We start from the raw sequence: 25190 nt of genomic DNA on the forward strand, positions 1-25190 counted from the left end.
TACAATGCCAAAAGCAAAAGCAAAGACAAAAAATATACAGACAGTTTCTCCCCATCATTATGTCTACCCAAACACCACAACACTCAAAAATAAATATGGAATAAAAGACTTAAAATCCTTTCTGGAGAAATGCTCACATGATACAGCAGAAGCAATGGTTAATCTGCGTGAAGCCCCCTTACCAGAAAAGTTGGATAGCTCCTATCTATGCTCTATTCATCACCACTTATTTAAAAATACCTTTGAATGGGCTGGATATCTGCGCCATCTCCCCTTTACATTTGAAGATGACACCATAGCCGCTATGCCCGAAATGAAAAGAACAGGATGGGAAAATCCTTTTGCACTCGGTGATGAAATCCAAGACGGTTTACAAAAATTAGATCAAACGCTTGCCGAAAAAGATAATTTGCAAGGCTTAACGCGTGAGAAATTTAACTCTGAAGCAATAAGCTTATTTAACTTCCTTCACCAACTCCATCCTTTTAGAGGAGGAAATGGACGCACACAACAGGTCTTTTTTGAAAAGCTTGCTCAAGCAGCAGGGCATCAGCTTGACTTTTCACTTGTTACAAAAGAACGCATGATGCTCGCCAGTGTTGCTGTAGCAGAAAATGGTGATCTAGAACCAATGCAACATCTGTTTGAAGATATCTCTAATCCCAATAAAATACTTCTTTTAAAGGAATTCATGAGCAACATGAAAGAACTTGGGCGCAATGTTAATGATCGTCCTGTTATGGTTGCAAAAGAAGGTGAAACTTACACGGGCACCTATAGGGGTGCTGGTTATGATAGCTTTGCTTTCAATGTAAAAGGCGCTTACATCATCGGCAATAAAGAACAACTCACACCAGAACAACTCAAAACATTAAAACCCGGTGATAGATTTACCTTTACCGTTCCCAAAACAAAAGAGCTTGAAAGCATTCTCATTCCAGAAGAGAGATTAGCCCCTTTGACAAAAAATGAAACGGCCCAAATGGTTGCAGAAGATTCTTGTGTCCACGCAAGCCTAAAACAGGTCCAGCTATTGTCAAAAATTGTTTATGGTAGTACAAAAACATTAGACAAACAGATGATAGAAATCATCAAAAATCCAAACTTAGGCCAACCGCTCGCCAACCAGATTGAAAGAGCACCGCACTCTATTTCTCATCTTGCCGGTTTCAGTTTATGTGGACTACAAAATCAGGCACGTGCAAACGCTAAAAATCATCTTGAGATGCTCTGTACTGCCGTTGCAAATTTCACGCATGCTGTAAAATATGCTGAAAAGGAAATTACGCAAGAACATGCAACAGAACAAAGTCGCCTTGCAAAAACAATAGAAATGCCAAGTCAAAGCTTGCAAGACCTCTTCGCCTTGCCAAAAGAATTACAACAAGAAGCTTTAGCAAAAAATCCTTTATGTCAAAAAGAGCTCAGCAACTTTGTAAAAAAGATCAACACCCGTCTCTCACCAAATGAACATAAAGCAGTCCAAAATAATGAGTATGAAACACTAGCTCAAAGCATTGGTGTATCAGAAAGTAAAGCTAGGCAAATTACAGAAATTATTAAGCAAACCAAAGAAGTACACCAGCAAGCACAAGTATGCACAATGCACCGTTCCAAAGCATTCGCTATGGCCTGCTAAGAATAGACAAAACCTTCCTCCTTAATGAGAAAGGCTCATAAGCGAAAACTGTTTGGCGTTATCTGCACCTTTGCAAAAAGAGATGAGAGTTCATATCACACACCTAGAAAAGAGCATTTCGCAACATATTCTGACAGAATTGAAAGTAAAATACAATGAAATATACCAAAACACAAATGGTACTCATTTTAACACCGATCGCTTTAGGTGCTTTAACGATATTCCTTGTCCCTCATTTTTTATTGTTTATAACAAATGGACTAAAAAGCGATCAAATTTATTGGACACTTCGTTCTGAGCCTTTATTAGTCTTAGCACTAACGGCTGCTGTTTCATTGTTGTATAGTCTCTCGCAAAAACTGCACCTGCGTAAAATGATCACTTTTGTCTCCGTTGTCTTTTTGGGAACAACCGCTCTTTACTATATTGGTGGTGAAATAAAACGTTTAAGTCCCTATGTTGGCCAACAAGGAATAACATGGGGCTATGCTCTTCAATTCATGGACCCCATGGTTGTTTTTGGCATCATCATTGGTGTTTTTTTTTCCATCATTCAATTCGTAACAACCCTTCCCCCTAAAAGTAAGGTCAAGCGTGCAAAAAAAGGTATTTTTGGTGAGGCCGCTTGGATGAATTTAAGAGAGGCAGCAAAAATCTTTCCTGCCAATGGGCAAATTGTTGTGGGTGAAAGATACCGTGTCGATCAAGATAATGTGTGCAACATTCCCTTTGCACCTGGCAATAAAACAACATGGGGAAAGGGTGGAACAGCCCCTTTGCTAACCTTTAATCTTGATTTTGGTTCAACTCATATGATCTTTTTTGCTGGTTCTGGTGGCTATAAAACAACAAGTACAGTAGTTCCTACGTGTTTAACCTATCCAGGGTCTATTATTTGTCTTGATCCTTCAACAGAAGTTGCCCCAATGGTCAAATTTGCGCGTCAAAAAATGGGAAATAGAAATGTCATTGTTCTCGATCCTAACTCATTGTTAACAAAAAACTTTAATGTCATCGATTGGCTTTTAGACGACAGCGTACCACGCACACAACGCGAAGCGAATATTGTAAGCTTTTCAAAGTTGCTTCTTACAGATAAAAAATCAGACAATTCTTCAGCGGAATATTTCTCAACACAAGCCCATAATCTATTAACAGCTCTTCTTGCTCATGTTGTATTTTCTGATGAATATGAAGACAGCGAGCGCAATTTAAAAACATTGCGTGGCATTCTCTCTCAATCAGAAACAGCTGTTGTTAATCAATTACGCATGATTCAAGAAACAACACCTTCTCCTTTTATTCGTGAAATGGTTGGTATTTTTACAGAAATGGCAGAGCAAACCTTTTCAGGGGTTTATACCACCGCCTCAAAAGACACCCAATGGCTTTCTTTATCCAATTATGCAGATCTTGTCTGCGGAGATGATTTTTTTTCCTCAGATATTACCAATGGCAATACAGATGTTTTTCTCAATCTCCCCGCAAGCATTTTAAACAGTTATCCTGCTATTGGACGTGTGATTATTGGCGCCTTTCTCAATGCCATGGTTACAGCAGACGGTAACTATAAAAAGCGTGTTTTATTTGTCTTAGATGAAGTTGATCTTTTAGGCTATATGAATATTTTAGAAGAAGCCCGCGACCGTGGACGTAAATACGGTACATCCTTGATGCTCTTCTATCAATCCTCTGGTCAGTTGGTCAACCACTTTGGAGAAGCAGGAGCACGTTCATGGTTTGAAAGTTGTTCCTTTGTCAGCTATGCTGCCATTAAAGATCTCCAAACTGCCAAAGACATTTCAGAACGCTGTGGTCAAATGACCGTTGAAGTAACCGGAACGAACAAATCAAGAGGCTTATCTTTAGGAAAGAGTTCATACAACGTCAACTACCAACAAAGAGCCCTGATTTTACCCCATGAGGTTATTCAAGAAATGCGTCAAGATGAACAAATTATTCTGATGCAAGGACAACCCCCTTTGCGATGTGGACGCGCCATCTATTTCAGAAGAAAAGAAATGTTAGCCGCAGCTGCAAAAAACCGCTTTGCTCCACAAAAGAAAAACTAAAAAACACCCTCTAATGGAGGCCATGCATCAAAACAAAAACATCAAAGGATAAAAGCAGAGATTCTATCTCATAAAAGCCTATAAAGAAGGAATTCCCGCTTGATACAACAAGAAAAATATGGGGAAAAGTCTTTAAATGATGGTATTATGCCTGTGCTTACCAATGCCAATTTTCTTTATAAAGCACTCTCCTCATCTCCAAATAATAAATACCAATCATATCTATGCCTTGAGAATCCTATCAGGAAACTTTTGAAGGCACCGCTTTTATAGGAAAATTTTTCTACAAAAAAATTAAAAGACAATATGCATGAAAACAACCCAAATGAACCATTCTCTCTCAGTAAAAGAAAAAAATGCCAAGATAAAGATTGATACACTCAAAAACACCTACGAATTTGAGGGATTTTTTCCTCACCCAAGTCTCAACATTTCAAAACAATATGCGTGGGAGATTTTCAAACAAAAAGTTTAACACACTCTCATAGACAATGTAACATTATAAGGAATGTAACAATGCCCAAAGCAAAAGAAAAAACAAAAGGAATTCCCTCACCCCATAATTATATCTATCTTGGTACCCAAATTCTCAAAAATAGATATGGAGAAACAGATTTAAAACGCTTTCTGGAAAAATGCTCACATGATAGGCAAAAAGCCATGATCAATCTGCGTGCAGAACCCCTGCCAGAATATTTTAATTCAACTTATCTATGCCATATCCACCAACAATTGTTTAAAAATACCTTTGTATGGGCTGGACATCTGCGCCATATCCCCTTCGCATTTACAGACGATAACATTGCCGCCATGCCAGAAATGAAAAGAATGGAATGGGGCAATAATTTTGCAACCGGTGAAGAAATCCCTGAACTCTTACAAAAATTAGATCAAACGCTTGCCGAAAAAGACAATTTGCAAGGCTTAACACGCGAAGAATTTGTCAAGGAAGCAACGAGTCTATTTTATTCTCTTCACAAAATCCACCCATTCATAGATGGCAATGAGCACACAGAACAAGTCTTTTTTGAAAATCTTGCCAAAGCTGCAGGACATCAGCTTGACTTTTCGCTTGTCACACAAAAACGTATGATGGCTGCCTGTAGCGAAGCAATGCAATATAGCAATACACAACTGTTGAAAGATCTTTTTGAGGATATCTCCAATCCCCCCAAAATACGTCTTTTAAAAGAATTTATGGACCACATAAACAATACGGGACGCAACGTGGATGATCGCCTTGTTATAGCAACAAAGGCAGGAGAAACCTATATAGGAACTTATAAAGGTTGTTATTCAGAGGGTTTTATACTCGATGTGCAAGGAACTTACATCATTGGTAGCAAAGATGATCTCACACCAGAACGATTAAAAACACTAAAACCTGGTGATATCATTACCTTTACCGCCCCCAACAGCAAAGAGCTTGAAAACACGCTTATTCCAAAAGAAACATTAGCGCCTCTCACAAAAAGTGAATGTGCCAAAACAGTTGCGCTAGATAGTTACGTTCTCAAAGCTCAAAAGCAAGTCCGAGCTTACGCAAAAACTGTTTATGGTGACGCAAACGTATTAAACGAACAGATAGAAGAGATTATTAAAAATCCAGAATTAGGCAGACAGTTTGCTAATCAGATTAAACAGGCACCGCACTCTGTTTCTCCTCTTGCAGGTTTTAGTATATGCGGTCTACAAAATCCGGCACGTGTACACGCTCGAAATTATCTTGATGTGCTCTCTCTTGCAATTGAGAATTATGTGTATACTGTAGAAGCTACCTATAATATAGTCACTCGAGACCATAAAATTAAACAAGAACGCCTTGGAAAAGCGGTAGAGAATCCCAGTCAAAACTTGCAAATTATTTTTGCTTTATCACCGGAAAAACAAAGAGAAATCTTGTCTCAATCTCCTCAATTACACCAAGAGCTCCGTACTTTTATAAACAGTTTAGAACACCGTCTCTCATCAAACGAATGTAGTGCGATCACAAACAAAGATTATGAAACACTTGCACAAAGTATTGGTATATCAGAACAGAAAGCACGAGAAATTACCGACATTGTTCAAAAAGCAAGGAACACTCATAGCCAATTCTACACACGCACACAAAATCGTTCAAATACACTTGCTATGGCCAACTAAAAAATATGAAACTTTGTTTTTTTGATTTAAACACCTATGTGAAAGAGATATTTTAATATTCTTATCATACATGCAAAAAACAGACTACTTAAGCGCCCTACCACCAATTTTGCACATAGCATATACACCATATCCAAAGCAATTGGACAGGATAATTGTTAATTCCTTTTAAACGTCATGATTACTACCGCCGAAAGCTACAAAAGCCTATTTTATTTGTCTTAGATGGAGTCGATTTTCGTGGTTATATGAATATTTTAAAAAGAGCACTCATTTTACCCCACGAAGTTATTCGAGAAATGCGTCAAGATGAACAAATTATTCTGATGCAAGGCTCCCCTTCGCGATGTGGTTGCGCCATCTATTTCAGAAGGAAAGAAATGTTAGCCGCAGCTGCAAAAAACCGCTTTGCTCCACAAAAGAAAAACTAACTTCTTATTATGAGATCTTGACTATGAAAAGACCAACCACAAAAACAACATACATTTCTATTTTTTAAAAACCCGTTAACAAAAAGTTTTTGACCGCTTCTTCACACATAAGGAAAACATGATAAAAAATCCGTGTTTTTTCCTTTTTGTATTTTGTGTATCGTTTTACCAGTACCCATCGTCTTTACAAGAAAGTCCACCCCCCCCCCTCAAATCACCTATAATCAAACCAACATTTCCACTTGAGAACGTCCTGCAAATACATTCCTCCAAAGCTTTTTGTTTATAATTTATCCCCTACAAACAAGCAAAAACATTTCACAACGCTAATCACCAATATCAAGACTTAAGAAAAAAAACGGTTGATCTTTGAGACAACAACTCTCAAAACACCTACACTCAAGAACATCGATTTTTCCCAAAAAATATTTAAGATATACATCAAAATGAATAAATCATTCTTATACAAGCTTTTCCCCCTTTACGATATCATAAAGTGTTCTATTTTAATGATAAAGCGCTGAAAAAGGCTTTTCTCCCCAACCAAAGAAAGGGTTTCCTCTCTTATGGATCTTAAAGCAGCGCAATATAATAAGAGCAACAATACAAAAATAAAAAACATTTTGTTGCAAAAATACACAAAAGAGATGTTCGTATGGCAAGATATTCATATGGAACAATAAGAAAAACATAATGGAGAAAAATTTTTGATGACTGCTTTTGCCCATAGATTCACCAATCTGAGAGCTGTGTATGAAAAGTACCAGCACCATCCGCTAACCAAGAGCGATTACACCCGCTATATCCACGCTCCTCATCAAAGCGCTCTTGCAAACAACTTTGTTAAAGGAAAAAAACAATTTTAAGCAACATTTTTCTTTTTGACCTCTTCCTTACACCTCAAAGAACGAAGATTTTACCCAGAGTCAATTTATAGAAAATCCATTTTCTGACTACTTATGGGATTCATATCAGCGTCCTAAATACCAGCATTTTACAGTACAAGATAATAAACAAAGGAAACATCAGAAAAGCTTTTCAAAAGCATCACAAAACGATTGATACATCCCATACACTGGAGGGAAAAGTGCTCCCTCTCATAACAACCAAAATCTCAAAAGAATACGCGAAGGGGAATTTTTCACATGCAGCGTTTAAGACGCTCATCAACCACCACCTTACCTACTTAGGAGAGATTACATGTTAGAGCAAAATTATCTATATAAAGGAACCAAAACACTCAAAAATAAATATGGCATCAAAGACCCTAAAAAACTGTATCAACGCAGTACCCATGACGTCACTAAAGCAGCCGTCAATTTTCGCCATGAACCACCCCCACGAAAATTTGATGCTTCCTATCTAAAACTAATCCACTGGAGCCTCTTCTACAAAACTTTTGAATGGGCGGGCCACACCCGCGATACATCCTTTACATTTGAAGACGGCACCACTGCCCATATGCCGGCGATGCGTCCCAAAGGTTATGAAGTTCCTTTTGCTATCGGTCCACAGATTAAAAAAGAACTCACACAACTCGAAAAAACACTTAATGAAAAGAACAATTTAAAAGGTTTATCGCGCCAAGAATTTGCTGAAAGTGCCGCTGATGTTTTTATGGTGCTAGAGCACGCACATCCTTTTAGAAAAGGCAATGGGCGCGTAAATCGAATGTTTATGGAAAAACTTGGACAAGCCGCAGGACATACCATTGACTTTTCTTTCATCACAAAAGGACGCATGACAACAGCTTGTATTGAAGCCATGCAATATGGCAATTCCCAACCGATGAAAGATCTTTTTGAAGATATCACCCATCCACAAAAATCCCTTGTTTTAAAAGAATTCATCTCCCAAATGAGAAACGCTGGACTGGATGAAATTAACGATCGTGTTGTTGTTGCAGCAAAGGAAGATGTAACCTATGAAGGCGTCTTTAGAGGTTTTTCAGCAGAAGGTTTTGTCATGGAAGTAGAAGGGGCTTTCGTCGTCGGACACAAAGATGATCTCACCCCAGAACTCGTCAAAACATTACAAAACGGTGCCCGCCTCTGCTTTCAAAAAACCAACGTTCAAAGCTTAAAAGAAACACTGATCCCAAAAGAAACTTTAGCCCCTCTTACCCATGAAGAGTTATTTGAAAGGATTTCAAATGACGCTTATGTTGAAGGGAGCCGAAAAGAAATCGAAAATTTATCAAAGACTGTTTATGGTAAAACCCACGCCTTAAAGACAACATTAGATATCATAACGGCAGCTCCAAACTTAGGAAACCAGTTTGCCGATGAAACTTTACAAAACCCTCAATCAATTTCTCAATTTTCTGGGAGTAAAATACTTGGCATGAAAAGTTCAAATCGCAGACAAGCCGAACAGGCTGTTCCACAACTCAGCCAAGCCCTTAAAAATTATGGCGCAATAACACAACAAACAAAAGATGCAATTCTAGAGCAACACCAAAGAGAACAAAATCGCCTGAACCACACTGTCGAAAAACCTGGAAAAAATTTACAAAACCTTTTTGCCTTACCAGAAGAACAACAAAGGGAAGCTTTATTCCATTCTCGTTCACTGCGACAAGAACTCCATACCTTTTCACGACAACTACACAATCGTCTATCCTCAGAAGATCGTAAAGCCATACAAGAAAAAGATTATACCAGACTAGCTTGCCTCCTTGGGACATCGGAAAGCAAAGCAAAAGAAATTGCGAATACTGTAAAGAACACCCAAGAAGCACAATGCCAAGCTCGCAGCTTGAAAGTTAGTCGTTCCTCATCGCTGGCTCTTACCGGCTAAAAACGCGTGAACTTTTGCCTTCCAACAAAACTCTTTATACCAATCATTTTATCTCCATTACGCCCACCAATTGTTTTAAAATGTTACAAAAGATAGTCCTAAAAATGAATCCTGTAATCTACTATAACTTATTGATAATATTTCATAAAAAAACTGTATAAAAGACATAAATGTCCACTACATATCAATATGAATAGCGCGAAGTCTTTGGAGACCATTCAGTTTGATATTCTTCTTTTGTCCTAAAAAATATCAAAAAAGTGGGGAATGCGCCAAAGAGGTTTTCTAAAAATATTGAAAGGAAACAGCCATGAAAAAAAGTCACCCAACTCCTTCTACCAATGTAGAGGAACTAAGACGACAATTTGAACAACAAAATCTAGGAGCTTCTAATATAGGAGACCTCTACGCAAAGGTTAACAAACCACCCAAAGAACAGCGCAACTCACAACAATATACACTTCAACAACCACCAGAAACGATCTATGCTCCCCAAAAGCCACTTGAACAACAAAATCTAGGAGCTTTTAATGTAGAAGACCTCTACGCAAAGGTTAACAAACCACCCAAAGAACAGCGCAACTCACAACAATATACACTTCAACAACCACCAGAAACGATCTATGCTCCCCAAAAGCCACTTGAACAACAAAATCTAGGAGCTTCTAATGTAGAAGACCTCTACGCAAAGGTTAACAAACCACCCAAAGAACAGCGCAACTCACAACAATATACACTTCAACAACCACCAGAAACGATCTATGCTCCCCAAAAGCCACTTGAACAACAAAATCTAGGAGCTTCTAATGTAGAAGACCTCTACGCAAGGGTTAATAAGCCACCCAAAGAACAGCGCACCTCACCTCAATATACACTTCAACAACCATCAGAAACGGCCTATGCTCCCCAAAAGCCACTAGGAAATCCCTATGACAGACTTGGTGAAAGACCAAGTGATGGGCGACGCACCGACAAACTCGTAACCCCCTATTCAATAACGGATCTGGCGGCGCAAGGTTGGCAAACACCCTACGACACAGTTGGTGGAGGTGCGCAGGGTGGACGACATCCCCATGAACCAGAACATCTCTATGCAGAGCTTGACTTTAGTGAACGTGGTGAGCACTCTCCCCAAAGACCTCTCGAATCTGTCTATACAACGGTTGGCATGGGAGCTGACGGCGGGCAAGAATCCCAACAACTAGAAAATCCCATCTATCAAGGCGTTGGCGGAAGTAGAATCTCCCCTCCAAGAACCCCAAAAGATGTAGTTACAACAAAGCTTTTAAAAAACGTAGACTTTCAATATGGTGTAAGAGAAACTCAAGAATGGTGCAGAGTTGTTTATGGTAACGAACATGCTTTGAATCAACAACTGGCTAAGATTCTTGACGACCCTCAAAATGCAGAGCAAATCTTATGGAGCCTTGCAGAAAATCCTGAGAGTGTAGCTAAACTTGCAGGTCACAAAATACTTGGTGTAAAGTCTCCAAGCCGCAGAGAAGCTGAAGAGAGTTTTTCTCCCCTTTGCTCAGCTCTTGAGAGACATATACATAAGACACAAAAGCTCCATAAACAGTTTACACGGGAGCATGAAAGAGAAAGAGGTCAAAGACACGAAAATCCAGAAAGAGACCCAGAACACAGACATCACCACCATCATCACGCAAGAGGACGAGAACACAATAGTCCAGAGCACAGCCCACAACAACAAAGACATGGAGAAAAAGGAATGGCTTTTGCCATGTAAGTGGACATAAACGTAAAAACAGATAGTTTTTGTTTTTCATGTAATTTTTTTCAGTGAGTTTCTTGGCGCAAATCGTTTCATCGGGATTGCGCCAAGAGTTGTTTTAAAATATTACAAAAAATAGTTCTAAAAAAGAATCCTATAATTTATCATAACTTATTGATAAAATTTCATAAAAAAACTGTATAAAAGACACAAAGGTCCGTTACACTATTCCCGAATAGCGCGAAATCTTTGGAGGTCATTCGGTTGGATATCTTCCTTATATAAAAGTTATCAAAACTAAAAGTGGGGAATGCACCAAAGAGGTTTTCTAAAAATATTGAAAGGAAATATGTATGAAAAAACATCATTCACATCCTTCTGCAAATCCAGAAGCCCTCTATGCAACAGTTAATAAACCAAACAGAGGAAACCAGCGCGGACCAACCCCAGAAGAAGACGTTCTATACGCATCCGTTAGCAGTATTTCTCCTTCCAAAGGGAGACATCCTGATCGGGGAAGAGAAAGTCCTGAAACCGACTATGCAACGGTTGCTCCCCCAAAACGTGAAAAGGAAGTTCTATACGCATCAGTGAGCAGCGTTTCTCCTCTTTCAAGAGGGAGACATCCTGATCGGGGAAGAGAAAGTTCTGAAACCGACTATACAACGGTTGCTCCGCACCAAAGAGGAAGATCTCCATCTTCCCTCACAACGGAGCAAATAACTGTCATACTTTTAAAAGATCCACATGTTAAAGCATATGGAGAAGAGGTCATACATTGGGGTGCAACTGTCTATGGAAAGGACAATATTTTTCAGAAACACTTGCAAGACATACTTACAGATCCCCGTAAAGGAAAAGACCTTTCAAATCAACTTGCTGAAAATCCTGAGTCTATACATAAGCTTGCGGGCCACCAAACACTTGGCATAAAAAGCCAAGCACGAAGAGCAGCTGAAGATGGTTTTAGATTGCTCGTTGATGCCGTTGATGGTTATACGAAAGCTGTAGAAAACGCAAAAGAACAGCTATTGCAAACCCCTCTAGCGGAACAAAGACGCCATCATCACCATCATCATCATCGTCATCACGAAAGAGGACAAGAACAAAATAGTCCAGAACACAGTCCACAACGACAAAGACACGGAGAAAAAGGAATGGCTTATGCCATGTAAAGGGGCGTAAACATAAAAACAGATAGTTTTTGTTTTTCATTTAATCTTTTTTTCAGTGAGCTTCTTGGCGCAAATCGTTTCATCGCGATTACGCCAAGAATTGTTTTAGAATGTTACAAAAAATAGTCCTAAAAATGACGCCTGTAATTCACGATAAATATTGATAACTTATTGATAATATTTCACAAAAAAAATGTATAAAAGACACAAATGTCCATTAAGCTGATTGCAAATAGCGCAGATCTTTGGAAGCTCATTCAGCTCGATATTTCTTTTGTCTCAAAGCGATCCAAGCATAAAAGGCAAGAATGCACCAAAGAGGTTTTCTAAAACAATTTTTGAAAGGAAACATGCATGAAAAAAAAACACCCTCATCCTTTTCCATCCTCTTCAATACAAGAACTTATAAAGCTCTATGAACAAGCGGCGGCAGAGGTCTCAGGCGCTGCAGCCCCCCTTCCTAAAGAAACGCCTTCAAAAAGCAAAAGACTGTCATCCATACCGGAAGAAGATGAGGAAAGACAATCTCTTTTAAGCGAAGAAACTGTATATGCATCAACAAATCGAACAGCTTCGTTAACAAGAGGCGGCTCTACCAAAAGACTGCAAGAAGCTGAAACGACACACGCAACAATTCCTTCACAAGCAGCATTACAAAGGGCAACAAGAGTTCTCTCAGAGGAAGAGATCATTCTATTGCTTCCACACCATTCATTGGTTCGAACCTATCAAGAAGAAATCCAACATTTATCCGCAAGTGCCTATGGTAACCCAAACATTTTGCAAGAAAAAATGCAGGAAATTCAAAGAAGTCCCGCTGCAGGAGAGGAGCTCTCATGGCGCATGGCAGCATATCCTGAAAGTTTTGCTAAACTTTCCGGCACCAGCGCGCTGGGCTTCAAAAGTCGAGTACGTAGACACGCGGAAGAGAGTTATTCCGCCCTATGTGTCACCGTTGATTGTTATACAGAAGCTGTAAAACAGGCAAGAGAGAGCCTCTTACAATCTCCAGAGCAAGAACTCAAAAACTATGAACGCTTCATGGGGAAGGAAGCCGTCGCTAAACTTCTGCAAAAACCAGATCAACGCGAAAAAGAAACGCTTTCAGAGACAGAAATTTCTACCAAAATTCACCAACATTCAAAAGTCAGAAGACACCATGCCCAAATCAAATATTGGTGCACTGTTGTTTTTGGTAACGCAAACATTTTGCAATCACAAACAGAAGAGCTTTTCCAAAACCCTGAAACAATAGAACAGCTGGCACAGCAACTTGCCGGAAATCCTCAGTCTTTTAACAAATACACTGGTCGTAACTTTTGTGGCTTTAAAAATAAAGCACGCAGACATGCTGAAGCGGGTCTTTCTCACCTCATTGACGCCGCTGACAATTATGCAACAGCTGTAACACAAGTAAGAGAGAGCCTTTCAAAAACTCAGCAGGCAAAACAAGAACACAATGAAGCATCTTCTGACAGAGCGCAAAACTTGCATCAACAACAAAGCGTCTCACAGTCTGCTCAACGCCCTGAGCCTTCAACAGTAACGCATGAAGGAGCAACAATCTCTACTCAACAAAGAGAAACAGATATTCGTCCTCGCAAAACTGCCGCCCCAAAAGCGATGGCTTTTGCCAGTTAAACAGACATAAGTTTTCACGTTGAATCTAACGTCTTGGCGTAACACAGGAAAGAGGTGTTTGCGCCAAGAAAGAGAGAAAATTGAAACAAAATTTATTTTTCCGTCCCTTAACCCAAACACTGAGAAAACAATCTTTAGAGAATGATTATGATCTGAGCCAAGAGAGTCAAATCGTGCGAAACCATTCAGTTTCATATCCTCTCTCATAAAAGCAAATGAAAAAGCATAAAACAGAATAAAAACCAACGTACGTTTTTAAATAGTATTTAAAAACAATATTGGAAGAGTTTGAAAGGAACATGCATGAAAAAAAGAAATCCCTCCCCTTTTATCACCGAAATGATGGAAAAATTTCAACAACAGGCTGAACAATCCCCCACCAGAACCCCTCCTTCCCAAGTTTCTCAAAGTTTGCCAAAAGCAACTGTAGAAAAACGCCCAGAAAATTTATCCCCCCACCCAAAGGTTGCGCCACCGCCACCCCCCCGCATGAGAGCAAACACTCAAACCAGCACAATGCTTCCTAACGCCAAAAACCAAGAGACACCTCCCCCACAAAAAAAAGCAGTTCCGCCAAAACCTCCGCGTGTAAAAGAGAGACAACAACATAAACCGACAGTTCAAGAGTCCCCCTTCCTACAGACAAAAGTGGCTCCACCCCCTCCTCCACGCATGAGAGAAAAAACACAAACCGGCACAACAATCTCCAACTCAAAAATCCAAGAAAACTCCTCTCCGCACACAAAAACAGCTCCACAAAGACCTCCACGTGCAAAAGAGAGGCAACAACATAGACCAACAGTTCAAGAGTCCCCCTCCACGCGCATAAAAATGGCCCCACAAAGACCACCGCGTGCAAAAGATAGAGAACAAAACAAACCAACTGCTCAAGAATCCCCTTCTCTACAGACAAAAGTGGCTCCGCCCCTTCCCCCACGCATGAGAGAAAGAGTACAAAATGGCACAAAAATCCAAAATCCTGAAACACACGAACCAAGTGTTAGACCCAAAACACTATCACATATGAAAGTCAGGCAGCAAAGCAGTTCATCATCACAAGACAGTGGAACATATGCCGTACCGCCTTCAAGAAAACCGCACCGTATGGAAAACAGAAAACAAAGCGATACTGTCGTCCCAAAAACTTCCTCTCCACACACAGCAATTGAACAACCAAAACCGTCTCACGAACAAAAACCATCTATTAATACAATGGAAAGAGAGCTATTGCTCGTAGCATATCAAGAAGAAATACGATTTTTGAGCGAAAAGGTTTATGGCGACCGACTTATTTTAAATGAAAGAATAGAAGCAATCAAAGAAAACCCCGATATGGGAGAACAGCTCTTATGGGATGTTACAGAACGGCCTAAGTCTATTTCTAAGCTTGCTGGTAGAAAAGTTCTTGGCATAAAAAACCATGCGCGCAGAAAAGCTGAAGAAACTCTTCCCACCCTATGTGCTGCCATTAACGGTTATGTGTATACTTCAAAATATACAAAAAGTGAAAATATTTTACAAGGTTCTCACACGGAACAACAACATCAGCGACAAACACAAGAGGAAGAGCTAACAAATCAACATTTACAAAATCCGCTCAATTCAGAAAAGAAAATAAAGCCTCTCTCAAATGAGGAAATTGCCCGCAGAGTTCAAAAAGATCCATCGGTTCAATATGGTCAAAGAGAGATCCAATATTGGTGCCAAATTGTTTATAAGGATCCATTTATTTTGCAATATAGAATAGAAGATATGCAAAAAATTCCGGAGATGGGAGAAGAGCTTGTATTTCAAATTGAAAAGGATTCTGCATCTGTTGCTCCACTTGCTGGTAAGCAAGTCCTTGGCATAAAAAATGGAGCACGCAAAGCCGCTGAAGAACATCTTCCTACTCTTTGTACCGTCATTAAGGAGTATGCTGAAACTGTAAAACAGTTAAAAGAAACCATTGTGCAAAACCATCAGGCAGAACAACAAAAACGTTATCAACCGCCTACCGATTTCGATAAAAAATTACAAAAGCAGCAAAGCTTATCGCAGCCCCTGAAGCTGCCTGAACGCTCAACAGCAAAGCGGCATCTAGAAGTTGCAGCAACTTCTAGACAAGAAGACCAACAGCAGGTTCGAACGCGCAGAGCCGAAACATCAAAAGCAATGGCTTTATCGTGATAAATCTCCTAATTGTTGGCTTTTTATCCAAAACTTTGGTGCAATTATCTTGCCAAGATTGCATCAAAGACGGTGTGTGAAATACAGAAAACTTTGAATAAGACACCCCATTATTTTACAGAATTCATTGATAAAATTTCACGATAATACTTCAAAATTATAAACTTTAACTTTGTTCCATGCGAATAAGGTCAATTTTTTCAATCATTCAAATAGGCATTCTTCTTTGAAGAAAACGCTATGAAAATAACATAAGGCAAAAAATGTAAACAAAGAAGATTTCAAAAAATAATGTTACCATTTGAAAGGAAATATGCATGAAAGAAAACACAGAACATTGTGCCTCCTTTACACAGGAAGAATTGCAAGAACAACACTCTGTAATTAATGCAGCCATTTCAAAGCAAATCAATGAAGAAGCGCAAAATTTTTTCTACCCCAATAGCAAAGTGCTTAAAAATAAATACCGCATCAAAGATAAAGAAATATTAAAAGAATGCTGTTCTAATGATGTAAAAAAAGAAATGATAAAACTGCACCAAGAACCTCTACCAGAGCAGTTTAATGCCTCTTATCTAAAATACCTTCATCAACGCCTCTTTTCCCGTACATTTGAATGGGCCGGACAAACACGCCTAGAGCCTTTTACATTTGAAGATGGCTCTGTTGCTTCTATGCCCATTTTGAAAAGAAAAGAATTTACAAAACCTTTTGCGATTGGCAGAAAAATACAGGAGGGACTAGAAAAGTTAGATAAAACGCTTGCTGAAAAGAATAATTTACAAGGCCTAACGCGCGAAGAATTCGTTGAACAAGCAGCTGGTATAATGATAGATTTGCACCACTTGCATCCTTTCAGAGAGGGCAATAGGCGCACAAAGAGACTGTTTGTTGAAAAACTCTCTCAAGCAGCAGGACATGAGCTAGACTTTTCTCTTGTGAGCAAAAAACGTAAAGACTTTGTCCGCGCCGCTGCCATGGAACATGGTAACCCAGAGCCTATGAAGCATCTGCTTGAGGATATCTCAAATCCAGAAAAATTGCTCCTCTTACGAGAATTCACCAACTCTATGAGAGAGCTTGGATTGGATGAAAAAAATTATTATCTCGCTGTCGTTGCAAAAGAAGGAGAAACCTATCATGGTACCTATAGAGGCAGTGGACCCAATGGCTTCATGCTTGATGCCAACGGCATTTTCATCTTGGGAAATAAAAAAGATCTCACCCCAGAGCAAATACAGACATTAAAAATCGGTGACGCCCTCTCCTTTACAGCACCAAAAATTCAAAACCCAGAAAAAACCCAGCAAAAAACATTGCTTCCAGAAGAAAAAGAAGAAAAAAGAGCCACTCTTAAAAACGATGAAATAACTGAAAAGAGCAAAGACAACGCATCCATTCAAACAAAGAAAAAGGGAAAATCCTATTTTTCACCATGGATTGCCTCTCATGTTTTACATGACAGCGTTGAAGCTATGCCCAAAAGTTTGCAAGAACAAGAACAAATGACCAAACCAATTGCTCAATCGGCTTCCTCTATGAGGCAAATGCAAAAAGATTTCCAAAAAAACATTTTACAGACCAGCAATACAGCGACAAATAATCCAATATCTGTCCAAATGACAAAGGAAAAACGCTCTGATCATCAAGAAAGAATGAAACAGCCCCAAAAAAAAGCAATGGTATACTGGGACACTGGTACAAAAAAAACGGACACCGTCCCTCTCACCTTACAGGAGAAATTATCATCACCGCCTGAAACCGAAGAAAATAAGACAATGTACCGTAATTTCTTTTGCCCTAATAGTATCACCTTAAAAAATAAATATGGAATAAAAGACTATAAAAAATTAAAAGTGCAATGTGCCCATGATACAACAAAAGCAATCATTCATCTACGCCAAGAAGCGCCACCGCAAAAACTAACTTCCACATATCTCCAATATATTCATCACACCCTATTTAAAAATACTTTTGAATGGGCCGGTCAAACACGCGAAAAACCATTTACATTTGAAGATGGTACCGTTGCTTATATGCCAATGATGAAAAAAGCTGGGATTTCTTTTGCCTCAGCAAAACAGATACAAGAGAGACTAGAAAATTTAGATAAAATACTTGCTGAAACGAATAGTTTAAAAGGCTTAACCCGCGAAACATTTGTTGAATATGTCACTGAAATGTTGATACAGCTCAACTATACACATCCTTTCAGAGAAGGCAATGGACGCACGCAACGGACGTTTTTTGAAAAACTTGGGCAAGTTGCTGGCCACACACTCGACTTTTCTCTTGTAACAGAAAAACGTATGAATCTTGCCAGCATTGCATCGCTAAAACATAACGATAAAGAAGAGATGAAGCATCTGCTTGAAGATATCTCAAATCCAGAAAAAATACTTATTTTAAAAGAATTCATGGACAGTATGAAACATATCGGGCTTGAGAGTATTCATCATCATCTTATTATCACAGCAAAAGAAGGTCATACCTATAAAGGCTTTTACAGAGGCAGTGGACCCAATGGCTTTATGCTTGATGCTAACGGAATTTTCATCTTGGGAAATAAAAAAGATCTCACCCCAGAGCAAATACAGACATTAAAAATCGGTGACGCCCTCTCCTTTACAGCACCAAAAATTCAAAACCAGCAAGAAGTGCTTATCCCCGCACAAACAATAGTCCCCCTTACCAACAATGAAATTGCCACAAGGATAAAAAACAACGCATCCATTCAAGCAAGAAGAAAAGAAATAGAAACTTTGTGCCAAATCATTTATGGCAATCGTCATATTTTGCGGGAAAAAATTGAGATGATCCATGAAAATCATACTGAAGGAGAACAACTCACCTATCAAATTACCACCTCTCCCCAATCGATTTCTAAGCTTTCTGGTAGCAATGTATTTGGCATAAAAAACAACGCGCGCGCCCATGCAGAAGAAAATATTTTGCCCCTCTGTAGAGCCATTGATCGTTATATCAATATTTCTAAACAAACAGAAAGAGACATTCTCCATACCCATCATGTAAAACAAAGGCGGTGTGAACAGTCGGTAGAAATGCCTAAGGCTTGGATGAAAAATCTCCTTTCCTTGTCAAAAGCACAACAGCAAGAAATGTTATCAAACTCTCCTGAATTAAGGGGGGAGATAAGGACTTATATCAAAAAAATCAATGAGCGCTTATCTTCAAACGAGCATGAAGTTATAAAAGAAAATAATCCTGAAAGACTTGCGGAGAGTCTTGGCACATCAACCATCAAAGCAAAAGAGATTATGGAAATAGTCAAGCAGATAAAAGAGATAGAACCGCATATACAACCCATGTATTTTTATAACCATAAATTCGATGAGCGCTTAGCACCAAACCAGTATCAATCTATCCAGCATCAATCTATAAAGAAAAATAATGAAAAAAAATGTTCCAACACCCTTGATAAAGAAGCAATTAAAGTGCAAAAAATGACAGAAATCGTCAATCAGAGTCCCAAAAGACAAGAAAATATTCAACCTCACAAAACGGAGCACACAAAAGTAATGGCAATGAATATCTAAAAGGTTTATAAACTTTAACTTTTTTGCCCCCTCTGGTAAAAATGATAGCCTTTATCCCCCTCTGCCTTCATCGGCAAATCAATTGCACCTCAACGAGAATGGAAACCATGAGAGAGTAATTTTATCTTATTTCCTCAGATTTTATCCTCATCAACTGTGAAAAGAAACCTGAACAGCAAAAATGCTGTTGAAAGATCATATCTTCCTATCCTCTTGTTTATGTAATCTCTAAAACGGGAGTGCAGACAAATTTTGGGAGAACATAAAGCCGTAAAAGTGAAAACCAATCACCAGCTTTACCATCACCTTTTAGCTCAGCCTTACGACTTTTAAAAACATCTAAAGCGCTGTTTTTTTAAATCATGAATAAATAATGGAAATTGCCCATTGCTCCACGCTTTTATTTTATTTGCGTTCTTTTAATAGGGTCACACCCCTCACGTAAAACAAAACGGTATTGGGTTGCACTATTCACGACATCACACCATAAAGAGAAATTATCATTATATATCCCTACATATCCCTTCAAACTGTTATGATATCACTCGCATATTTCAGTTTGAAAAAGAAATTTTAATTATTTTATGGCAACAATAAAAACTTTAATGCAACAGTAAACAAGGAGCATAAAAAAGTCTTCAAGCACCATTGTTGACAGAAAGATAAACACCGTCGTAAAACGCTTTCAAAAAGTATCCTTGATTAAGATAGAGATCAGATTTTTACGATTTAAAACGCTTTATTTCTCCTGTCATCGCTTCTCTTTTACAACAAAGCTGATATATCTTTATGACATTGATTAAAAAAATTGCAACAGTTGCTTCCGGAACCCTCATGAGCCGTATTTTTGGCTTCGTACGCGAAATGCTTATGGCCGCAGCCCTAGGGACAGGTCCTGTTTCTGATGCCTTTAACGCTGCTTTTCGTTTTCCCAACACATTTCGTCGTTTTTTTGCTGAAGGTGCCTTTAACGCTGCTTTCATTCCTCTTTTTGCAAAAAAAATCACTGAAGAAGGTCACGAAACGGCATGCAAATTTGCAGAAGAAGTCTTTGGCGTTCTCTTTTCGCTGCTCTTACTGTTAACGATTGCGATGGAACTGAGTATGCCTTTTTTGGTACGAACCATTATTGCCCCAGGTTTTACCGAAGATGCAACAAAATTTAACGCTACAATTCACTTTACTGCAATCATGTTTCCCTATTTAACCTGCATGTCGCTTGCTGCCATGATGGGGGGCATGCTTAATGCTCTGCGACGCTATTTTATTGCCGCCATTACCCCACTCTTTTTAAACATTATTTTGATTGGTGTGCTTGCCTATGCTTGGATCTATAAACTTGACGCTTGGCATATTGGCTTAAATCTCTCTTGGGGTGTATTGGCAGCAGGGCTTCTTCAGCTCACCTTAATTGCCCTTGCTTTGCGTCAAAGTGGAATGAAAATTTCCTTCCGCCAGCCCCATTTAAGTCCTAATGTTCGTAAGCTATTAACTTTAGCATTCCCAGCAGCCATCACAGGTGGCATCACGCAAATTAATTTGCTTATTAATACCAACATTGCTTCTAGTCAATCGGGTGCTGTCTCTTCTTTGATGTATGCTGATCGTCTTTATCAATTGCCTTTAGGTGTAATCGCCATTGCTGTTGCAACCGTTCTTTTACCAGAGTTAACACGCGCTTTGCGGAGCAAAAAGCATAAAGAAACCCACCATTTACAAAATCGCTCTATTGAATTAACATTGTTGTTAACACTTCCAGCATCCATCGCTTTTTTGCTGCTCTCCACTCCCATTGTCAGTTTGCTCTTTGAACGAGGACAATTTACCAGTCAATCAACACACCATGTTGCACAATTATTGGAGCTTTATGGACTAGGACTTCCAGCTTTTGTTCTTATTAAGGTTTTTATTCCTAATTTTTTTGCCCATGAAGATACCAAAACACCGATGATTTTTACAGGTATTTGCGTTTTCATCAATATCAGTCTCGCCTTAATATTATTTCCTATTCTATCTGCACGAGGCATTGTTATTGCTGAAATTACCTCTGGATGGGCCAACACCCTTTTGCTGTGGAGTGTCCTTATCAAACGCGGTTATTGGAAATACGACTTCCAACTGATAAAACGAATATTATGTCTCATGATGGCAACTCTTTTGAGTGCACTAGCCCTCTATTACGGATTGAATGTGTTTGGTTTTTTGTCTTTTCCTTTATCCTCACAAGCATCATTTTTCTTGCGCGCGATCACCTTAGCTGGGATCATGATTGGCATATTTTTGATCTATTTTAGTGCCTATTTTTTATTCAACATCCGTTCCTTTTTTCACACGCTTAAAAATTTGAAAAAACGCTCATAATATCTATACTTTGTCAAAAACAATAAAATGAATAACCTTAATTGAAGAAAGAGCACTCCTATGGATACCTTCACACCACTTGTCTTTTCCGGCGTACAACCGAGTGGTCATTTACATCTTGGCAATTATCTTGGAGCCATTCAGCGTTGGGTTGAACTGCAAAACTCTCATCACTGCCTCTATTGTGTTGTGGATATGCATGCGCTCACAGTCAACCCAGATCCCTTTACTTTACGCGAATCCACCAGAACAGTGACAGCAGCTTTTTTAGCCGCCGGTATTGATCCTCAAAAACACATTATTTTTAACCAATCACGTGTTTTTCAACATGCTGAACTCGCCTGGATTTTTAATTGTGTTGCCCGTATCGGCTGGCTTCAACGCATGACACAATTTAAAGATAAAGCGGGAAAAGATCGCGAAAAAGCATCCATCGGGCTTTTTGCCTATCCCACTTTGATGGCTGCTGATATTTTAGTCTATCGTGCAACGCATGTTCCAGTAGGCGAAGATCAAAAACAGCATGTTGAACTCACACGCGATATTGCACAAAAATTTAACAACGACTATGCACAGCGTATTGCCGAATTAAATTTTGGTATCTCTATGCAAACAGATGAAGAAAAAAGACAAGGCTTTTTTCCTCTTCCAGAAGCACTGATTGGAACAACAGCCACACGCGTTATGTCTTTGCGCGATGGGACGAAAAAAATGTCAAAATCAGATCCTTCAGATTTTTCACGCATTAATTTGACCGATGACGCTGATCTTATCGCAAAAAAAATACGCAAAGCCAAAACGGATTCGGCTCCACTTCCCGATACCCTTGCCGCTTTAAAAGAACGACCAGAAGTAGATAACCTGCTTGGTATTTATGCCGCCTTTGCCAAAGTTAGCAAAGAAAAGATTCTTTTAGAATTTTCTGGTCAACAATTTTCGCATTTTAAAACAGCTCTAGCCGACCTTGTTGTCCATAAGCTTGCCCCTATAACAGAAGAATTACGTCGCCTTCATCAAGAAAGCGGTTATATCGACTCTGTTTTGCATGATGGCGCTAAACGTGCTAGTATGCTCGCAGAAGAAAATATGAAAAAAATTCGTGAAATTATTGGATTTTTGCACGATACATAAAAATAATAAAACTAAAAACTGTAGAGAGCAAAAAAATCGTTTGTACAAAATAGAGAAAGTGCATGATTTCCAAACCCCAAAATCCGAAAAAAGAACCAAAGAAAAAAAACTTAGTTATTATCGATGAAACACCAGAGTGTCGGCGTGCCGTTGCGTTTGCCGCACAGCATGCCCAAAATACCAGTAGAACATTGGTATTACTTTGTGTCGTTGATAGTGTAGAATTTCAACATTTTCTGGGTGTAAACAACGTTATGCGTACAGAATCAAAGCAAAGTGCTCATAAAATATTAGGAGACATTGCCAGTGAAGTCCGCACCACCCATGCGCTTGAAACAGAAATAGTAGTGCGTGAAGGAAAAAAAATTGATGAGATTTCTAAACTGATCGACGAAGATAAAAGGATTGCACTGATTGTTTTAGCAGCCAGTGGACATACAGAAGGACCAGGACCCCTTGTTCAATTAATCGGGAATAAAGGAACAGCTTTTTCAATCCCTGTCATTGTTATTCCTAGCAATCTTGCCGATGAAGATATTAGATCTATTGCCTAAAAAATATAATATTCTACAATGTAAGATCTTCCCAAGCCTTCATTATAAAAGGAGAATCTATGTTTATTCAAACTGAAACCACCCCAAACCCTGCAACACTTAAATTCCTGCCAGGACGCGTGGTTCTTTCTGAGGGCGTATTAGAATTTCGTGACCGTGAAGAAGCAGCTAAAAACTCACCTTTAGCGGCTAAACTGTTTAATATTCCCAATATCAATGGTGTCTTTTTAGGTTATGATTTTATCACCGTAAGCAAAAAAGAAGGGGAATGGCAACATCTTAAGCCCGTCATTTTAGGCACAATTATGGAACATTTTCTATCCAATGAGCCAGTGATCACCACCAACGCCACAACACAAGCACAAACCCGTGCCCTTAACGAAGAATTTTATGACGAAAAAGATGCTGATATTGTTTTAACCATTAAAGAGCTCCTTGAAACGCGTATCCGCCCCGCAGTTGCCAATGATGGTGGAGACATTACTTTTCTCGGATTTGAAAATGGTATTGTTTATCTCAATATGCGGGGCTCCTGCGCTGGATGTCCCTCTTCAACGGCAACTCTCAAACATGGTATTGAAAACCTTTTACGTCATTTTATCCCTGAAGTTTTAGGCGTTGAAGCCATGCCACAATAAATATTGACCTCAATAGATAAAATAACCACACCGATTGCCCCTCTTCAACAGCGCTCAAACATGGAGTGCAAAAATCTTACGTCATTTTATTCCTGAAATTTTCGAAGTAAGCCATGCAGTCATAAAAATAGAGTACTGTTAAAAAAATCTGCCCAATAATGATACCTTCACTCACCTTTCACCTCCACATATGCCTTAAAAAGATTTCAAAGCCCCCTTTAAGAAGCATAAGTTATTTCAACAAACCAATCCGTACACAGAAGTACAATGCATGGGTGTGCACTTTAAATTTATTTTGTTTTATAATCTTGTCATGCAATTTTAACGAGGAAAACACGACCTCGTTAAAAAAAAGAAAACCCAAAAAAGAAAACATTGTAAGATAGAGTGCTCATTTGCTCTATCTTTCTCAGTGCTTCCAACGACAAATCACGCAAAATACTTCTTGTAGCAAGCCGGCACCATCATCATATCTGCCAGCCCCTAATGATGCGACAGCTCTTTCATTAAGACGATTCATAAGAGTCATTTTTAATCCTTTCTTTCCTCATTTTTACCCACACGCCAGCCCCGCGTGTGGTGTGCAAGCAAGTGATTTTAATTGATTCAACATGGAACAGATTTGAAATGAGAGAATCCCACGTTATTCGGGGTTCTAATTCAATATGAATAACGCTAATTTATTATTATAAATCAATATGTTGTTTCAGACACTCGACAAAGATCACATTTTGCAACTTGCAATGAGAATTCTGACATTCTTCTTATTTCAATTATGTTTTTATTGCATCAATCAAAATCGTCCGCTTACACAGCACAAACTGGATAATAACAAAAACTATTTTTAATAGCTCTTATGTACACTTTTATAAGAGACTGTTGCAGTACTAAGAGCTGGAAAATGCATGGCAATAAGACCTTATCAAGATCATAGCATCCTTTTTCCATTCTTAAAATCAAGAATTTCCTCTATCATTTTCAATCTCATTTCCATAAATATGACGCAAAAGGTGTAACTACCCATAAAAATAAATACATTGAAGCCAGATCTATTATGGTTGTTTGAGAAATTATCTGATAAAAAAAATGAGAATATTTTTTCAATTCAGCAGGAATAAGTTTGTCTACTTTACGGCGTTGTTT

14 protein-coding genes and 2 pseudogenes are annotated in these 25190 nt (G+C 38.9%); 15 read left to right on the forward strand and 1 reads right to left on the reverse strand.

Going from position 1 to position 25190, the window contains the following annotated elements; translation table 11 throughout:
* Nucleotides 1–4 precede the first annotated feature (4 nt).
* From ACFIMG_RS09815 to ACFIMG_RS09885, 15 genes and pseudogenes are all read left to right on the forward strand, one after another.
* Nucleotides 5–1639 carry a BID domain-containing T4SS effector gene (locus ACFIMG_RS09815; protein ID WP_375678473.1) on the forward strand — a complete coding sequence of 545 codons (1635 nt, stop codon included), beginning with the start codon at nt 5–7 and terminating at the stop codon, nt 1637–1639.
* 155 nt (nt 1640–1794) lie between these two features.
* On the forward strand, nt 1795–3711 hold the full coding sequence (gene traG, locus ACFIMG_RS09820) for a Ti-type conjugative transfer system protein TraG (RefSeq protein WP_375678474.1): 1917 nt from the start codon (nt 1795–1797) through the stop codon (nt 3709–3711).
* A 516-nt stretch (nt 3712–4227) separates the two neighbouring features.
* Nucleotides 4228–5856, forward strand: coding sequence for a BID domain-containing T4SS effector (locus tag ACFIMG_RS09825; RefSeq protein WP_375678475.1), 1629 nt, complete (start codon nt 4228–4230; stop codon nt 5854–5856).
* A 248-nt stretch (nt 5857–6104) separates the two neighbouring features.
* Nucleotides 6105–6287 (forward strand): annotated as a pseudogene (locus ACFIMG_RS09830) (type IV secretory system conjugative DNA transfer family protein); the annotation flags it as partial.
* Nucleotides 6288–6997: 710 nt separating this feature from the next.
* A complete protein-coding gene (locus ACFIMG_RS09835) occupies nt 6998–7153 on the forward strand; it encodes a hypothetical protein (protein ID WP_375678476.1) in 156 nt (51 codons plus the stop codon).
* 334 nt (nt 7154–7487) lie between these two features.
* Nucleotides 7488–9086 (forward strand): BID domain-containing T4SS effector, encoded by a 1599-nt coding sequence (locus ACFIMG_RS09840; RefSeq protein ID WP_375678477.1) that lies wholly within the window; start codon nt 7488–7490, stop codon nt 9084–9086.
* Between the two features lie 310 nt (nt 9087–9396).
* Complete coding sequence (locus ACFIMG_RS09845) at nt 9397–10836, forward strand: BID domain-containing T4SS effector (RefSeq protein ID WP_375693605.1); 1440 nt, start codon at nt 9397–9399, stop codon at nt 10834–10836.
* Between the two features lie 338 nt (nt 10837–11174).
* Nucleotides 11175–11996 (forward strand): BID domain-containing T4SS effector, encoded by an 822-nt coding sequence (locus tag ACFIMG_RS09850; protein WP_375678479.1) that lies wholly within the window; start codon nt 11175–11177, stop codon nt 11994–11996.
* A gap of 354 nt (nt 11997–12350) precedes the next feature.
* The gene (locus tag ACFIMG_RS09855) at nt 12351–13637 is read left to right on the forward strand and encodes a BID domain-containing T4SS effector (RefSeq protein WP_375678480.1); all 1287 of its coding nucleotides are present in this window, start codon (nt 12351–12353) and stop codon (nt 13635–13637) included.
* A 303-nt stretch (nt 13638–13940) separates the two neighbouring features.
* Nucleotides 13941–15806 carry a BID domain-containing T4SS effector gene (locus ACFIMG_RS09860; RefSeq protein ID WP_375678481.1) on the forward strand — a complete coding sequence of 622 codons (1866 nt, stop codon included), beginning with the start codon at nt 13941–13943 and terminating at the stop codon, nt 15804–15806.
* A 317-nt stretch (nt 15807–16123) separates the two neighbouring features.
* The gene (locus ACFIMG_RS09865; RefSeq protein ID WP_375678482.1) at nt 16124–19363 is read left to right on the forward strand and encodes a BID domain-containing T4SS effector; all 3240 of its coding nucleotides are present in this window, start codon (nt 16124–16126) and stop codon (nt 19361–19363) included.
* Nucleotides 19364–20152: 789 nt separating this feature from the next.
* Nucleotides 20153–21724, forward strand: a complete 1572-nt coding sequence (gene murJ / locus ACFIMG_RS09870) for a murein biosynthesis integral membrane protein MurJ (protein ID WP_375678483.1) — start codon at nt 20153–20155, stop codon at nt 21722–21724.
* A gap of 60 nt (nt 21725–21784) precedes the next feature.
* Nucleotides 21785–22855 (forward strand): tryptophan--tRNA ligase, encoded by a 1071-nt coding sequence (trpS, locus tag ACFIMG_RS09875; RefSeq protein WP_375678484.1) that lies wholly within the window; start codon nt 21785–21787, stop codon nt 22853–22855.
* 62 nt (nt 22856–22917) lie between these two features.
* The gene (locus tag ACFIMG_RS09880) at nt 22918–23409 is read left to right on the forward strand and encodes a universal stress protein (RefSeq protein ID WP_375612177.1); all 492 of its coding nucleotides are present in this window, start codon (nt 22918–22920) and stop codon (nt 23407–23409) included.
* 59 nt (nt 23410–23468) lie between these two features.
* Complete coding sequence (locus ACFIMG_RS09885; RefSeq protein WP_375678485.1) at nt 23469–24047, forward strand: NifU family protein; 579 nt, start codon at nt 23469–23471, stop codon at nt 24045–24047.
* A 448-nt stretch (nt 24048–24495) separates the two neighbouring features.
* On the opposite strand, the pseudogene ACFIMG_RS09890 reads toward ACFIMG_RS09885, so the two are convergent.
* Nucleotides 24496–24576, reverse strand: a pseudogene (locus tag ACFIMG_RS09890) (DUF4102 domain-containing protein); the annotation flags it as partial.
* Nucleotides 24577–25190: the final 614 nt, after the last annotated feature.

It is taken from the genome of Bartonella sp. AP11XZML, assembly GCF_042196445.1.
Taxonomy (GTDB): domain Bacteria; phylum Pseudomonadota; class Alphaproteobacteria; order Rhizobiales; family Rhizobiaceae; genus Bartonella.